Consider the following 12,744-nt stretch of genomic DNA (forward strand, 5'->3'; position numbering starts at 1 on the left):
TGCTGACGTCGCAGGGCGCCGTGTATTGAGCTAGATAATGCGCGAGAAGCGCTGTTGGCTGGTGTCACTCTGATAGGCGTCGAACAGCATGCAAATCGAGCGCACCAGCAGCCGGCCGGCGGCCATAACCCGAATCCCGCCGGGTGTGAGGATGATCAGCCCATCACGGGCCATCTGCTCAAGCATCGGCAGGCAGGAGGCAAAGTACTCGGGAAAGTCGATCCCGAAGCGCGCCTCAATATCGCTGAACTGCAGCTGGAAATGGCAGATCAGCTGGCTGATAACCGCCCGCCGAATGATGTCGTCGGAATGGCAGACGAGACCACGCTGGGTCGCCAGCTCATCCGCCTGCAAACGCTCCTGATAGACCTTGAGGTCGCTGCTGTTCTGACAGTACAAATCACCGACCTGACTGATTGAGGAGACGCCCAGACCAATCAGATCGCAATGCCCGTGCGTGGTGTAACCCTGAAAGTTGCGCTGCAGCTCGCCGTTCTCCTGGGCGATGCTGAGGCTGTCGTCCGGCAGGGCAAAGTGATCCATACCAATGTAGCGATACCCCGCTGCCAGCAGCTGACGCACGCTGTTCTCGAACATTTCCAACTTTTGCGCGGGGCTAGGCAGATCGGCACTGTTGATCCGGCGCTGGGGCATGAAGCGTTCCGGCAGATGCGCGTAGTTGAACACCGACAGCCGGTCAGGCTTGAGTGCGATGATCGCCTCAACGGTGCGGGCGAAGCTCTCCGGCGTCTGCTTGGGCAAACCGTAGATGAGGTCGATGTTGATCGAGCGATAGGCAAGCGTGCGCGCGGCGTCCATCACGGCCTGGGTCTGCTCCAGCGTCTGCAGACGGTTGACCGCACGCTGCACTTCCGGGTCCAGATCCTGGACGCCAAAACTCACACGATTGAAGCCCAGCTCGCGCAGCAGCCCCATGGTCGCCCAGTCGGCCTCACGGGGGTCGATCTCGATACTGTAGTCACCGATATCGTCGTCACGCAGGCTGAACCGACTGCGCAACCCGGCCATCAACTCGCGCAGTTCCTGATGGCTGAGAAAGGTGGGCGTCCCACCGCCAAAATGCAGCTGCTCAACGACCTGATCCGGGCCCAGATGAGCGCTGATCAGCTCCATCTCGCGCTGCAGGCTGGCGAGATACTCGCGCGACCGGCTGCGGTCTTTGGTAATCACCTTGTTGCAGGCGCAGTAGTAGCAGATGTTGGCGCAAAACGGCACATGTACGTAAAGCGAAAGTTGCCGACCGGCCTCACGGGAGGCGTCGATGGCGTGCAGAAAGTCTGCCGGTTTGACACCGTCGTGAAACTGCACGGCGGTGGGATAGGAGGTATAACGCGGACCGGCATGGTCGTAGCGTCGAATCAGATCGGCATCCCAACGAATAGTGGGCAGCATGGGGAAACTCCGGCTTTGCTCTGGCATGGAACAAAGCCTACGCCGGCCAGGCAAACCAGGTTTTGACCAGCGTCAATAGACCCGTGGCCGCATCCTAGCCGCCGGTCGCGTTCATGAAACGCAACACCTGAACCTCACCACCCACGCTAAATTCATGCCGCGCCGGCTTGTGTTGCAGGGCGCGTTCCAGAGCCTCGCTGACCGGCTCGTCATGCTCCGGATGACGCCTGACCAGGGCGCGCATATCCAGCGAATTCTCGTGTCCAAGACAAAGCAGCAGGCGCCCTTCGGTGGTCAGACGTACCCGATTACAGGTGTCACAAAAATTGTGCGAATGCGGTGAAATGAATCCGATGAGACTGTCCGGGTAGCCATCGACTCGCAGGTAGCGCGCCGGGCCGCCGGAGTTTTCAGCACTGTCGATCAAGCGGTAGCGTTCCGCCAGCAGGCTGCGCACTTCGTCGCTTGAGCAGTAGGCTTCGCCCCGCTCACGCCCGACCTCACCGAGCGGCATCTCTTCAATAAAGGTGATGTCCAAACCCCGCTCCAGCGCGTAGGCCGCCAGCGCCTGCACCTCATCGTGGTTGCGGCCCTTGAGCACCACCGTGTTGAGCTTGACCCGCTCAAAACCGGCGTCACGCGCAGCCTCGATACCATCGAGCACCTGCTGCAGGTCACCCGTGCGGGTAATACTCCTGAAGCGTTCGTGATTGAGGCTGTCGAGGCTGATATTCAGCCGCTTAACGCCGGCCTCGGCCAGCGGCCGGGCCAGCCTGGTCAACTGCGAGCCATTGGTGGTCATCACCAGTTCGCGCAGCCCCGGCAGGGCACTGATGCGGGCACAAAGGTCAACCACGCCACGCCTCACCAGCGGCTCGCCTCCGGTCAGCCGGATCTTGCGAACGCCCCGGGCGACAAACAACCGCGCCAAACGCTCAATCTCCTCAAGACTGAGAATCTGCTGGCGGGGAAGAAAGGTCATATCTTCGGCCATACAGTAAACACAGCGGAAATCGCAGCGATCTGTCACCGAAATACGGAGATATTCTATCTTTCTCCCCAGACCGTCCTGCAATATCGACTGTGTCATGCAAGGCTCCGACTAATCTGTTTTCCAGCGCGAAAGCGCAACTTCGTCGCTATCGCGTGCATCAACCCAGCGCTCGCCATCCGGCGTTGCTTCGCGCTTCCAGAACGGCGCGCGGGTCTTGAGGTAATCCATGATAAAGGCGTTAGCCTCAAAGGCTGCCTGGCGGTGGGCGCTGGCAACACCAACAAACACAATCGGCTCACCTGGTTCAAGCTGGCCAACGCGGTGCAACACCTGCACGTCCAGCAGCGGCCAGCGGGTCTGCGCCTGCTCGACGATACCGGTCAGCGCCTTTTCCGTCATGCCCGGATAGTGCTCAAGCCACATGCCGGACACCGGATCACCCTCGTTATAGTCGCGCACATAACCCACAAAGCCGACCACGGCGCCCACGCCCAGATGGTCCGCATGCAGACGATTGAGCCGTTCGCCCGGATCAAAGTGGGCCTGCTGCACCTCGATCAACACATCAACCACCCGTCACTGGCGGAAAGAAGGCAATCTCATCACCGTCAGCCAGTGGCTCGTCAAGGGTGCACAACTCCTGGTTACGCGCACACATCAGGCGGGGTTCGGCAAGTACCTGCCATGCCTCACCACGGGCCAGCAGGAGCTGCCGAAGGTCTTCAAGGGTGCCCAGCTCCGGGGTCCACATCAGTTGCTCCCCGCTGCTGCCGAGCACATCCCGGTAACGGGCAAAAAACTGCAGCTCTATCACGCGCTACCCGCCTCCGCCTGAAACTCACCGCTCTTTCCACCGCTCTTGCTCAGCAGCCGGGTGCTCTCGATCACCATACCCTTGTCGACTGCCTTGCACATGTCGTACAGGGTCAGTGCAGCGACACTGACCGCTGTCAGCGCCTCCATTTCGACACCAGTCTGACCGGCCAGCTTGCAGCGCGCCTGAATGCGCACCGCGTCAGGCGCTTCGATGCCGAGTTCTACCTTGACGCTGGTAAGCATCAGTGGATGGCACAGGGGGATGAGGTCGGACGTACGCTTGGCCGCCTGAATGCCGGCGATGCGGGCAACGGCCATGACGTCACCTTTAGGGTGACCACCACTCTGAATCAATTCCAGCGTCTGCGGGCGCATGCGTACCAGCGACTCGGCGACCGCCTCGCGATGGGTAACGGCCTTGTCGGTGACATCGACCATGCTGGCGCGGCCTTGTGCGTCCAGGTGAGTAAGCATAAAGTAGGTCCGGTTGCGTATTCGCTGGCTACTTTACTGCAATCCTCTGCCGCTGACAGCCCGAAGAACCAACTGCACCTGCAACGGTCACACATCCCGACGCACAATTCAGGCCGTGAACGCTGATCGCTTGAAATTGTTCATAGCGCACCTATATAGCGAAAAGCTATTCACGGTTTAGTTGAAATTTATTTTAAGTATTTAACACAGGCGCATACCATAGCTCCTGTCTTCTCAACCATCGACGAAAACGACTCAAGAAGGAGTTCTACATGTCTGTTATCAACACCGAAATCAAACCGTTCAAAGCCTCTGCATTCAAGAATGGCGAGTTCTTCGATCTGACTGAAGCCGACGTCAAAGGCAAGTGGGCCGTCTTCTTCTTCTACCCGGCTGACTTCACCTTCGTTTGCCCGACCGAGCTGGGCGACGTTGCTGATCACTATGCCGAGCTGCAGAAAATGGGCGTTGAAGTGTACGCGGTTTCCACCGACACCCACTTTACCCACAAGGCATGGCACGACAGCTCCGAAACCATCGGCAAGATCCAGTACGCCATGATCGGCGACCCGACCATGCAGATCAGCCGCAACTTCGAAATCCTGCGTGAAGATCAGGGCCTGGCCAACCGCGGCACCTTCATCATCGACCCGCAGGGTATCATTCAGGCTGTTGAAATCACTGCCGAAGGCATTGGCCGCAACGCCGAAGACATGGTTCGCAAGATCAAAGCTGCCCAGTACGTTGCAGCTCACCCGGGCGAAGTTTGCCCGGCCAAGTGGAAAGAAGGCGAAGCCACTCTGGCTCCCTCTCTCGACCTGGTAGGCAAGATCTAAGATCGGCCTGATGACCCGGCCCGCTGCGCAGCCACAGGCTCGCAGTCGGCGGGCCGGGTTTTTTATGCCCGAAATTTGACCCCATTTTCAAAGGACACGCATATGTTGGACGCCAACCTGAAGAAACAACTGGACACGTACCTGCAGCACATCGTTAACCCGATCGAAATCAGCGTGTCCGTAGATGAAAGCCCCAAGGGCAAAGAATTACATGAACTCGCGGTCGAAATCGCGGAGATGTCCGGTAAGATCGGCCTGGTCTCGGCTGATGACAAGCGTACCCCGAGCATGGCGGTAGGCGCCGCCGGTGAAACACCGCGCATCCGCTTCGCCGGCATCCCGATGGGCCACGAGTTCACCTCACTGGTGCTGGCACTGCTGCAGTCCGGCGGTCACCCATCCAAGGCCGACCCTGCCCTGCTGGAGCAGATCCGCAACCTGGACGGCGAGTTTCACTTCGAGACCTACATCTCGCTGTCCTGCCAGAACTGCCCGGACGTGGTCCAGGCGCTGAACCTGATGGCCGTGCTGAACCCCAACATCACCCACGTGATGATTGATGGCGCCCTGTTCCAGGACGAAGTCGAGCAGCGCCAGATCATGGCCGTACCGTCGGTTTACCTGAACGGCGAACCCTTTGGTCAGGGCCGTATGACACTGGCAGAGATCGTCAACAAGATCGACACCGGTGCGGCCAAGCGCAAGGCTGCCGAGCTGAACGAGAAAGCGCCGTACGATGTACTGATCGTCGGTGGCGGCCCGGCTGGTGCCTCAGCTGCCATTTACGCGGCCCGCAAAGGCATTCGTACCGGTATCGTTGCCGAGCGCTTCGGAGGCCAGGTGATGGACACCGTCGGCATCGAAAACTTTATCTCCGTGCCCTACACCGAAGGCCCCAAGCTGGTTGCCAGCCTGGAGCAGCACGTCAAGGAGTACGAGGTGGATGTCATCACCGAGCAGAAAGCTGCCAGCCTGGAAACCGGTGACTACGTAGAGATCGGCCTGGAAAGCGGAGCCACCCTGCGCAGCCGCACGGTCATCCTTGCTACCGGCGCGCGCTGGAGGGAGATGAACGTACCGGGCGAGCAGGAATACCGCGGCAAGGGCGTGGCGTACTGCCCGCACTGCGACGGTCCGCTGTTCAAGGGCAAGCGCGTTGCCGTCATCGGCGGCGGTAACTCGGGGATCGAAGCAGCGATTGACCTGGCCGGCATCGTGGAGCACGTAACTGTGCTGGAGTTCGCCGACACCCTGCGCGCCGATGAAGTATTGCAGCGCAAGGCGCGTTCCATGCCCAATATCGAGATCATCAAGAACGCCCAGACCACCGAAGTGCGTGGCGATGGCAGCAAGGTTGTCGGTCTGACCTACAAGGATCGCACCACGGACGAGCTCAAGCAGGTCGACGTTGCCGGTATCTTCGTCCAGATCGGTCTGGTACCGAACACCGAATGGCTCAAGGGCGGCGATCTGAACCTGACCCGCTTCGGCGAGATCGAGATCGACAGCCGCGGCTCGACCAACCTGGAAGGCGTATTTGCTGCCGGCGACGTCACAACCGTGCCGTTCAAGCAGATCATCATTGCCATGGGTGCCGGATCCACCGCGGCCCTGGCAGCCTTCGACCACCTGATCCGCACCCCGGATCCGGCGGCTGCCAAGAAGGAAGAAGCTGAACTGGCCTGATGTCTGAGCCGCACAAAAAACCGCCCCTATGGGCGGTTTTTTGTGCGCGCAATTCGCTCAGTCGGGCAGCCACAAGCGGTCCAGGTGCTTGAACGGCCAGTCTTCCGGGCTCTCTCGGCCGATGATTCGATCCGTTTCATGGGCGTCGGACAGATCAATCAGGGTAACCGGTAATCCCTGCTTCAAACGCACCGAATAGAATACGCTGACCTTGGGCGTGAGCAGGGAACTGGTACCCTGCTCTACAACCACTCCCAGACGCTCGGACTCAAGCCGCACAAGGGAGCCGACCGGATAAATACCCAACATACGAACAAACAGCTTGAACAGCACCGGGTCAAAATGGCCTTTCCAACTGGCCATCCGGCTCAAGGACTCGGCCGGATCCCAGCCCGCCTTGTAGGGGCGGTTTGAGGTAATCGCGTCATAGACATCGCAGATCGCACCCATGCGCGCCAACAGGGAAATATCTTCCCCAGCCAGCCGCTCGGGATAGCCGGTACCATCCACTTTCTCATGGTGATGCAGGCATACATCCAGCACCGCATCCGGTACCCCGTCCCAGTCGAGCAGCAATTTGTGCCCTTCGGCCGGGTGAGAACGCATGATGGCAAATTCCTCATCGGTCAATTTGCCCGGTTTGTTCAACACCGCTTCAGGCATGACGGCCTTGCCCATGTCATGCAGCAAGCCCGCCATACCCGCTTCCATCACCTGGTCTTCCGGCATTTTCAACAACCGAGCCATACCCACCATCAGAGCAGCTACGGCAACGGAGTGCAGATAGGTGTACTCATCCTTGGACTTGATTCGGGCAACGCTGATCAAGGCATGTGGGTTTCGGCTGAGCGACAGACTCATCTAGCTGACCAGATCGTGCAACCCGTCAGTCGTGATGGCGTTGCCCAGACGTACGTCCTTGAACAGGTCCTGGATTGCCTGTTTACCGTTGCGAAATATCTGCTGGGCACGCCGCACTTCATCGGCCATCGGGGTCCTGGCTACCCTGTCGCTCGGCGCTGAACCTGACGCACTTGCAGCCTCAACCTCGGCCACAGCGATCTCCACTTCGGAGGGAGCATCGGCAGACGTCGGAATATCAGGCGATGAAGCCACTTCGACATCCAGACCTCTGCTGACGTCGATAATCACTTCAGTAATCGAGCTTTGCAAAATAGTGTTGAGCGTGCGTACATCCTCAATCAGAAGCTTCTTGCTCCAAAACGGATGCTGCAGCCAGGAACCGCAGAACTTGTCGACATACATGCCAACACGCAGGGATTGGGTAGGAATCTTTTTCAGCATCGACAACTGTAGTCTCCGGGCGTCAGGACTCTCGCGCTCCCTGCTGAACAAACACGAAAGTCGGGAGCTGAACCAGAACTCCACGACCAGCGCCAGCATTATGCCAGTTGCACCTATACGCGGCAAAACAAACACGGGTTGACGGCAGTCAGGCCTCCAGCTCGCAGGCAGCGCCAAAATCCGTTCCCATGTTCTCGTTCAGCCGATCGGGGTCGAAGCGGGTCAGGCAGCCCTCGCCCAGCGTTGGCGGCAGCACTGCCGAACCCGCCTCCAGGGGATCGACCCCCTCATCGTCATCCTCAATCACTTTGGCGCACCATGCTGGTTATAGGTCTGCATTGCCCTGAGAATATCGCGCCGGCTAATCTGACCAACCAGTTGCCCCTCATCGACAACCGGCAAACGTCTGCGTCGCTGGGAAATAAAGTGCTCAGCTGCCTTTACGATATCCGCATCGGCATCAATGGTCTCGACAACTGTGGTCATCACAGAGGCAACCGACCCTCCAGCCTCCTCAAAATAGCTGCCGGCCAGAATGCCTTTGAGGCAATCCCCTTCCGACAGCAACCCGATCAGATAGCCATTCTCATCCAGCACCGGCGCCCCGGAAATACGATGCATCAACAACTTGTCGATCGCACGAAACAAGTCCATGTCTGGCGTGAAGGTAACCAGATCCGTGGTCATATAATCGCGCACTTTTACGGATTTCAGCATACAGCCTCCTGCTCGGGTTTCTCCTTTACCAGCTTAGCAGGCCACAGAACAATGCATACAGTGATGCCAATCAAAGGTTGTGGCCCCAATACGCGTCGGGAGAGGACTAGCTGAATACAACCGTCTTGTTGTCATGCACCAGCACTCGGTCCTCGAGGTGATAGCGCAGCCCCCGCGACAGCACCATTTTCTCGACGTCCTTGCCCAGGCGAACCATATCTTCGGCGTTATTTCGGTGAGTGATGCGAACCACGTCCTGCTCAATAATCGGGCCAGCATCCAGCTCTTCGGTCACGTAATGGCAAGTCGCTCCGATCAACTTGACCCCGCGCTGGGCGGCCTGATGATATGGACGAGCGCCAACGAACGACGGCAGAAAACTGTGATGAATATTGATGATCTTGTGCGCGTAACGCTCGCACAATTGCGGCGGCAAAATCTGCATGTAACGCGCCAGCACAATACATTCGGCCTGCTGCTCTTCTACCAGACGAGTAACTTCGGCAAAAGCCGGCTCCTTGTCTTTAGGGTCGACCGGCACATGGTGGAATGGAATACCATGCCACTCAACCATACTGCGCAAGTCATCGTGATTGGAAATCACGCTGGTAATATCACAATCCAGCTCGCCACTGTGCCAGCGGTGCAACAAGTCGGCCAGACAATGGGACTCGCGACTTGCCATCAAAACCACTTTCTTGCGCACTGCAGAATCACTGACCCGCCAGTCCATCTGAAACTCTTCACCGATGGGTGCAAAGGCAGTGCGTAGACCTTCAAGATCAAACGGCAGGGAATCAGCACGAATTTCATGGCGCATGAAGAACCAGCCAGAAAGATTATCGGAGTGGTGATTCGCCTCGGTAATCCAGCCGTTATAGGTCGCCAGAACATTACTGACCTTGGCAACAATCCCGACACGATCGGGGCACGCGATTACCAGCCTGAAAGTACGCATTTTCTCTCCTGTGTATTAGCCAACCGCCCGCAACGGCAACACGCCAGCGATGAAGACCGGGCCGCGGCATTTTACCCGCTGCGCAGAGCGCATGCAGCCACAAACAGATGAAGAGTGCGAAGGATTATGTCCTTAAGGCGTCACTCATCATTCGATCTGCCGACAAACCTCCGCCGGCATCGATTCCGGGACCGACTGAGGAGCCTTGTTTATAGCTAACTCACAACTATGTGATTAATTCATTAGTTGGCCCGGATAACTTGTTGTAGGTTTTTTGTCATTAACCTATTATTCAAACATCCTGATTACATCAACTCCCTGCAAGGACACTATCCATGTCAATGCTGCAAGAATACCGTCATATTGAAGAACAGATTCGCGAACTCAAAGAACGCCTCAATTCACTGTCCAACGACGACAAGCTGAAAAAGGAAATCGAGTTCGAGGAAAAACTGCGGAGCCTGATGGGCCAGTACAACAAATCGCTGAAAGACATCACTGCCATCCTCGACCCGGACAACAAGCTGGGTGCAGCAAAAGGCAAGGCAGCTAGCACTGGCGGCAAGCGCACCCGCAAGGTCAAGCAATACAAAAATCCGCATACCGGTGAAGTAATTGAAACCAAAGGTGGCAACCACAAGACCCTGAAGGCCTGGAAAGAACAATACGGCGGCGACACCGTCGAGTCCTGGGTAACTATCCTGGGCTAAGTTGCTCCCGCGTAAAAAAACCGATGCTCGCATCGGTTTTTTTAAGCCTGGTAATTACATATCAAGCTGCACAGCCAAGCGGGCCCCGTAGTCGCGCCAGCTCAACAACAGTTGCTGCTGTTCCACAGAGAGCCCCGGCAGCAAGCTGTCGATACCGGTGAGAAACTCGCCCAACGATAGAACCCTCGCCTGCTCGCCACTAAGCCGCGCTCGGCAATACGCGAACCAGTGCTGTTGTTCGGATGCGGACAGGCTGTGGGGAAAATTACGCGCCCGATAGCGGAACAGCATATCGACCAGCCGCTGATCGCGCAGCGGCCAGCGCATGCTGCCGAGCACTGAACCATCGGCTTCACGAATTGCCGGGAGCAGACGGCGGTCAGCGTCAGACAGAAAACCATCGTACAACTGAACCTCGGCTTCCTGCTCTGCATCGTCCTGCCTGCCCTGCTCGGCATAAATCTCGGCGAGTACCGCCTGCCCTGTGTCGCGCCAGTCCGCCAACTGTTGCGCACGCGCCAGCAGCATCGGCATATCCAGCTGAAGCCGCTCGATATCCGCTGGCTGCAGCACCTTGGTGTCGGCCAGCACCGGACACTTGTTCAAATGGACCAGCTTGAGACCTGGCCGTGCCTGGCCCTCGACCAGATCCTCGGACCGGGTATACAGGCTTTGACGCACCTGCTCCGGCGACTGATCCATCAACACCGCCGGATCAACTGCCAGGTCGTAGACAATCACTGCATTGCGATTGACCGGATGCCATCCCAATGGCAGGACCAGCGCAAGCCCCTGCCGTTCGCGCCCGAACCGGCCGGACACGTGCACCAGCGGACGTACCCGCTGCAAGTCGATAAACTCCGCTGCGCGCCGCTTGTCACGCAAGCCAAGCAAATAGTCGTAGAGCTTTGGCTGCGCCTGCCTGAACAGACGGGCCATGGCGATGGTTGCCCGCACATCCGCCAGCGCATCGTGCGCCTGTCCATGATCGATGCCATTGGCAGCGGTCAGCAATTCAAGTCGCAGACTGGTAAATCCGTCAACCTGCGGCCACTCAATCCCCTGCGGCCGCAACGCATGCGCAGCGCGAAGGCCATCCAGCAGGTCCCAGCGACTGTTGCCACCCTGCCATTCGCGCGCATAGGGATCGAAGAAGTTGCGATACAACGAAAACCGGGTCATCTCGTCGTCGAATCGCAGGCTGTTGTACCCTACCGAGCAGGTCCCTGGCTGGATCATCTGCTCGTGCAGCTGACGCATGAACTCGGCTTCGTTCAGGCCATGCTCCAGCCGTTGCGGAGAGATACCCGTCACCAGGCATGCCTGCGGGTGCGGCAGAACATCAGGCGTCAGGCGGGCGTCAATACACAGCGGCTCGCCGATTTCCTCCAGTGCTTCATTGGTACGCACACCGGCAACCTGAACCGGCCGATCGTATCGGGGATCGATCCCGGTCGATTCAAAGTCGTACCAGAAAAAGCTCTTGCTCATGCGCCCCTCTTCACGGTCAAAGGGGGCAGATTACCGTAACGACGGGTATCAGGCATCCGCCAATTGATCAAAGCGGAAATAGCGCTGCAGAGCCAGCGCCAAACCGGCGAAGGCCTCTTGATGGGTAACCACACTGAAACCGCAGTCGAAATATCCCGGAGTTACATCGGCACGACACCAGTGACTGCGTGCATGGAATACCAGACGCTGAGCACCCAGCGGATCATCCAGATCAGGGAGTTTCAGCTCCAGCTCATATTGCTGATCGAGCATCACCGGCAACGCGCAGATCAGCATGATCCCGTCACGCGAGATATTGCCAATATAGCCGATGGGTCGCCCGGTTCGGCTGTTGTAGACACACAGATAAGCGCTCAACTGATGCCGCGGGATGCGGCGCTGCTCGATGGAGGGGTCCTGGCTGGAATCCGGAATGACATGCATGTCAGCATTGCTCCGCAATCTGTTGCCGCAGCGATGCTTTAGCCTCGGCAACGCGGGCATTGGACACTTCAACACGCTTGCCGTCTGCGTTCTCTTCGTACCAGTAGACTCGCTGCTCGAATCTGGCCAGCCGATCGCGCATGTCTGCACAACGCGCCCGACGCTGACGTTGTTGCTGCGCCAGCAGGTTGCGCTGCTGTTGCCGCTCCTCAGCCCTGATATCCGTAAGCCGCTCCATTGCGGCCTCACTGTCGCGCACATGCCTTTCGCGCTCGACCACCTGCGGACGTATCTCTACCACCTCGGCACCAGCCCTGGGCTGCTGATCAAAATGCACCTGCCCGTCAGCGTCCACCCAGCGGTAGATCTGTGCCTGAGTATGGAAGCTGCACAGCATAAGCGCAGCCAGCAGTGGTGGTGGTAGTTTGCGGTGACTCATCGCGATTCCCTGCGCGGTCCGATCAAGGCAGGATAGCGGACCGCCGGCACCGCGCCAAGCGAATCGGGGGCCGGCCTGCTCAATCGGCTACCGGAGGCACAGGACGCGCCGGGTCGTAATGCCCCAGCTGACGCAGCGTCTCCAGACGCGCAGCGGCACGATAGCTGTATTCGCTGGCAGGATAGGTGTCGAGCATAAACCGGTATATCTGAATGGCATCCAGGTAAAAACCCTGACGCTCCAGACACTGCCCACGCAGAAGCGAAACCTCCGGCTGCAGGTGCGGACGCGAACGAATCAGACGCTCGGTCCTGGACAACTCGGCAACCACCCGATCGCAGTTGCCGGCCGCATAGGCGCCGTAGGCCCGGTCCAGATGTTTCTTGTAGCCGCTCATGCCACAGCCGGCAAGCAGCACGATAACAGCGGAAAGCCACCAGCACTTGTTCATATCAACCTCC

15 protein-coding genes and 1 pseudogene are annotated in these 12,744 nt (G+C 58.4%); 3 read left to right on the forward strand and 13 right to left on the reverse strand.

Annotated elements, in window-relative coordinates; all coding sequences use genetic code 11:
• Positions 1–30 precede the first annotated feature (30 nt).
• The 5 genes from hemN to moaC all read right to left on the reverse strand — a co-directional run bounded on the left by hemN (position 31) and on the right by moaC (position 3,697).
• Positions 31–1,413 carry an oxygen-independent coproporphyrinogen III oxidase gene (gene hemN / locus ACZ5WQ_RS08030; RefSeq protein ID WP_088273645.1) on the reverse strand — a complete coding sequence of 461 codons (1,383 nt, stop codon included), beginning with the start codon at positions 1,411–1,413 and terminating at the stop codon, positions 31–33.
• Positions 1,414–1,507: 94 nt separating this feature from the next.
• Positions 1,508–2,503 carry a GTP 3',8-cyclase MoaA gene (gene moaA, locus ACZ5WQ_RS08035; RefSeq protein WP_464383539.1) on the reverse strand — a complete coding sequence of 332 codons (996 nt, stop codon included), beginning with the start codon at positions 2,501–2,503 and terminating at the stop codon, positions 1,508–1,510.
• A 12-nt stretch (positions 2,504–2,515) separates the two neighbouring features.
• On the reverse strand, positions 2,516–2,971 hold the full coding sequence (gene moaE / locus ACZ5WQ_RS08040) for a molybdopterin synthase catalytic subunit MoaE (protein WP_228247307.1): 456 nt from the start codon (positions 2,969–2,971) through the stop codon (positions 2,516–2,518).
• Between the two features lies 1 nt (position 2,972).
• Positions 2,973–3,221 (reverse strand): MoaD/ThiS family protein, encoded by a 249-nt coding sequence (locus ACZ5WQ_RS08045; RefSeq protein ID WP_228247306.1) that lies wholly within the window; start codon positions 3,219–3,221, stop codon positions 2,973–2,975.
• Positions 3,218–3,697 carry a cyclic pyranopterin monophosphate synthase MoaC gene (moaC, locus tag ACZ5WQ_RS08050; protein ID WP_088273642.1) on the reverse strand — a complete coding sequence of 160 codons (480 nt, stop codon included), beginning with the start codon at positions 3,695–3,697 and terminating at the stop codon, positions 3,218–3,220. Before moaC ends, ACZ5WQ_RS08045 begins: the two co-directional genes overlap by 4 nt.
• Before the next feature lie 272 nt (positions 3,698–3,969).
• Between moaC and ahpC the strand changes: the two genes are divergently transcribed.
• Together ahpC and ahpF are read left to right on the forward strand one after the other, a co-directional pair.
• Positions 3,970–4,533 carry an alkyl hydroperoxide reductase subunit C gene (gene ahpC, locus ACZ5WQ_RS08055; protein ID WP_228247305.1) on the forward strand — a complete coding sequence of 188 codons (564 nt, stop codon included), beginning with the start codon at positions 3,970–3,972 and terminating at the stop codon, positions 4,531–4,533.
• Between the two features lie 102 nt (positions 4,534–4,635).
• Positions 4,636–6,219: an alkyl hydroperoxide reductase subunit F gene (ahpF, locus tag ACZ5WQ_RS08060; RefSeq protein ID WP_285676327.1), complete on the forward strand. Its 1,584-nt coding sequence runs from the start codon at positions 4,636–4,638 to the stop codon at positions 6,217–6,219.
• A 57-nt stretch (positions 6,220–6,276) separates the two neighbouring features.
• Here the strand turns inward: ahpF and ACZ5WQ_RS08065 are convergent.
• The 4 genes and pseudogenes from ACZ5WQ_RS08065 to purU all read right to left on the reverse strand — a co-directional run bounded on the left by ACZ5WQ_RS08065 (position 6,277) and on the right by purU (position 9,199).
• Positions 6,277–7,524 (reverse strand): annotated as a pseudogene (locus tag ACZ5WQ_RS08065) (HD-GYP domain-containing protein).
• Between the two features lie 148 nt (positions 7,525–7,672).
• Positions 7,673–7,831, reverse strand: a complete 159-nt coding sequence (locus ACZ5WQ_RS08070) for a hypothetical protein (protein ID WP_464383540.1) — start codon at positions 7,829–7,831, stop codon at positions 7,673–7,675.
• The gene (locus ACZ5WQ_RS08075; protein WP_088273638.1) at positions 7,828–8,241 is read right to left on the reverse strand and encodes a CBS domain-containing protein; all 414 of its coding nucleotides are present in this window, start codon (positions 8,239–8,241) and stop codon (positions 7,828–7,830) included. Before ACZ5WQ_RS08075 ends, ACZ5WQ_RS08070 begins: the two co-directional genes overlap by 4 nt.
• 106 nt (positions 8,242–8,347) lie before the next feature.
• Positions 8,348–9,199 (reverse strand): formyltetrahydrofolate deformylase, encoded by an 852-nt coding sequence (gene purU / locus ACZ5WQ_RS08080; protein WP_088273637.1) that lies wholly within the window; start codon positions 9,197–9,199, stop codon positions 8,348–8,350.
• Positions 9,200–9,534: 335 nt separating this feature from the next.
• On the opposite strand from purU, the gene mvaT reads away from it, so the two are divergent.
• Complete coding sequence (gene mvaT, locus ACZ5WQ_RS08085) at positions 9,535–9,909, forward strand: histone-like nucleoid-structuring protein MvaT (RefSeq protein ID WP_088273636.1); 375 nt, start codon at positions 9,535–9,537, stop codon at positions 9,907–9,909.
• Between the two features lie 54 nt (positions 9,910–9,963).
• Here the strand turns inward: mvaT and sbcB are convergent, their stop codons facing one another.
• The 4 genes from sbcB to ACZ5WQ_RS08105 all read right to left on the reverse strand — a co-directional run bounded on the left by sbcB (position 9,964) and on the right by ACZ5WQ_RS08105 (position 12,734).
• Complete coding sequence (gene sbcB / locus ACZ5WQ_RS08090) at positions 9,964–11,400, reverse strand: exodeoxyribonuclease I (RefSeq protein WP_338212763.1); 1,437 nt, start codon at positions 11,398–11,400, stop codon at positions 9,964–9,966.
• A gap of 48 nt (positions 11,401–11,448) precedes the next feature.
• A complete protein-coding gene (locus ACZ5WQ_RS08095) occupies positions 11,449–11,844 on the reverse strand; it encodes a PilZ domain-containing protein (protein WP_338212764.1) in 396 nt (131 codons plus the stop codon).
• Position 11,845: 1 nt separating this feature from the next.
• On the reverse strand, positions 11,846–12,283 hold the full coding sequence (locus ACZ5WQ_RS08100; RefSeq protein ID WP_464383541.1) for a DUF4124 domain-containing protein: 438 nt from the start codon (positions 12,281–12,283) through the stop codon (positions 11,846–11,848).
• A gap of 79 nt (positions 12,284–12,362) precedes the next feature.
• Entirely contained in the window at positions 12,363–12,734 is a 372-nt protein-coding gene (locus tag ACZ5WQ_RS08105; RefSeq protein WP_464383542.1) for a tetratricopeptide repeat protein, read from the reverse strand.
• Positions 12,735–12,744: the final 10 nt, after the last annotated feature.

This window comes from Halopseudomonas sp. T1L2, from assembly GCF_055397385.1.

Bases quoted from the DNA above. Each gene is read 5' to 3' on its own strand.
- hemN (WP_088273645.1), bottom strand. From the start codon at position 1,413: ATGCTGCCCACTATTCGTTGGGATGCCGATCTGATTCGACGCTACGAC.
- moaA (WP_464383539.1), bottom strand. From the start codon at position 2,503: ATGACACAGTCGATATTGCAGGACGGTCTGGGGAGAAAGATAGAATAT.
- moaC (WP_088273642.1), bottom strand. From the start codon at position 3,697: ATGCTTACTCACCTGGACGCACAAGGCCGCGCCAGCATGGTCGATGTC.
- ahpC (WP_228247305.1), top strand. From the start codon at position 3,970: ATGTCTGTTATCAACACCGAAATCAAACCGTTCAAAGCCTCTGCATTC.
- ahpF (WP_285676327.1), top strand. From the start codon at position 4,636: ATGTTGGACGCCAACCTGAAGAAACAACTGGACACGTACCTGCAGCAC.
- ACZ5WQ_RS08075 (WP_088273638.1), bottom strand. From the start codon at position 8,241: ATGCTGAAATCCGTAAAAGTGCGCGATTATATGACCACGGATCTGGTT.
- purU (WP_088273637.1), bottom strand. From the start codon at position 9,199: ATGCGTACTTTCAGGCTGGTAATCGCGTGCCCCGATCGTGTCGGGATT.
- mvaT (WP_088273636.1), top strand. From the start codon at position 9,535: ATGTCAATGCTGCAAGAATACCGTCATATTGAAGAACAGATTCGCGAA.
- sbcB (WP_338212763.1), bottom strand. From the start codon at position 11,400: ATGAGCAAGAGCTTTTTCTGGTACGACTTTGAATCGACCGGGATCGAT.
- ACZ5WQ_RS08095 (WP_338212764.1), bottom strand. From the start codon at position 11,844: ATGCATGTCATTCCGGATTCCAGCCAGGACCCCTCCATCGAGCAGCGC.
- ACZ5WQ_RS08100 (WP_464383541.1), bottom strand. From the start codon at position 12,283: ATGAGTCACCGCAAACTACCACCACCACTGCTGGCTGCGCTTATGCTG.
- ACZ5WQ_RS08105 (WP_464383542.1), bottom strand. From the start codon at position 12,734: ATGAACAAGTGCTGGTGGCTTTCCGCTGTTATCGTGCTGCTTGCCGGC.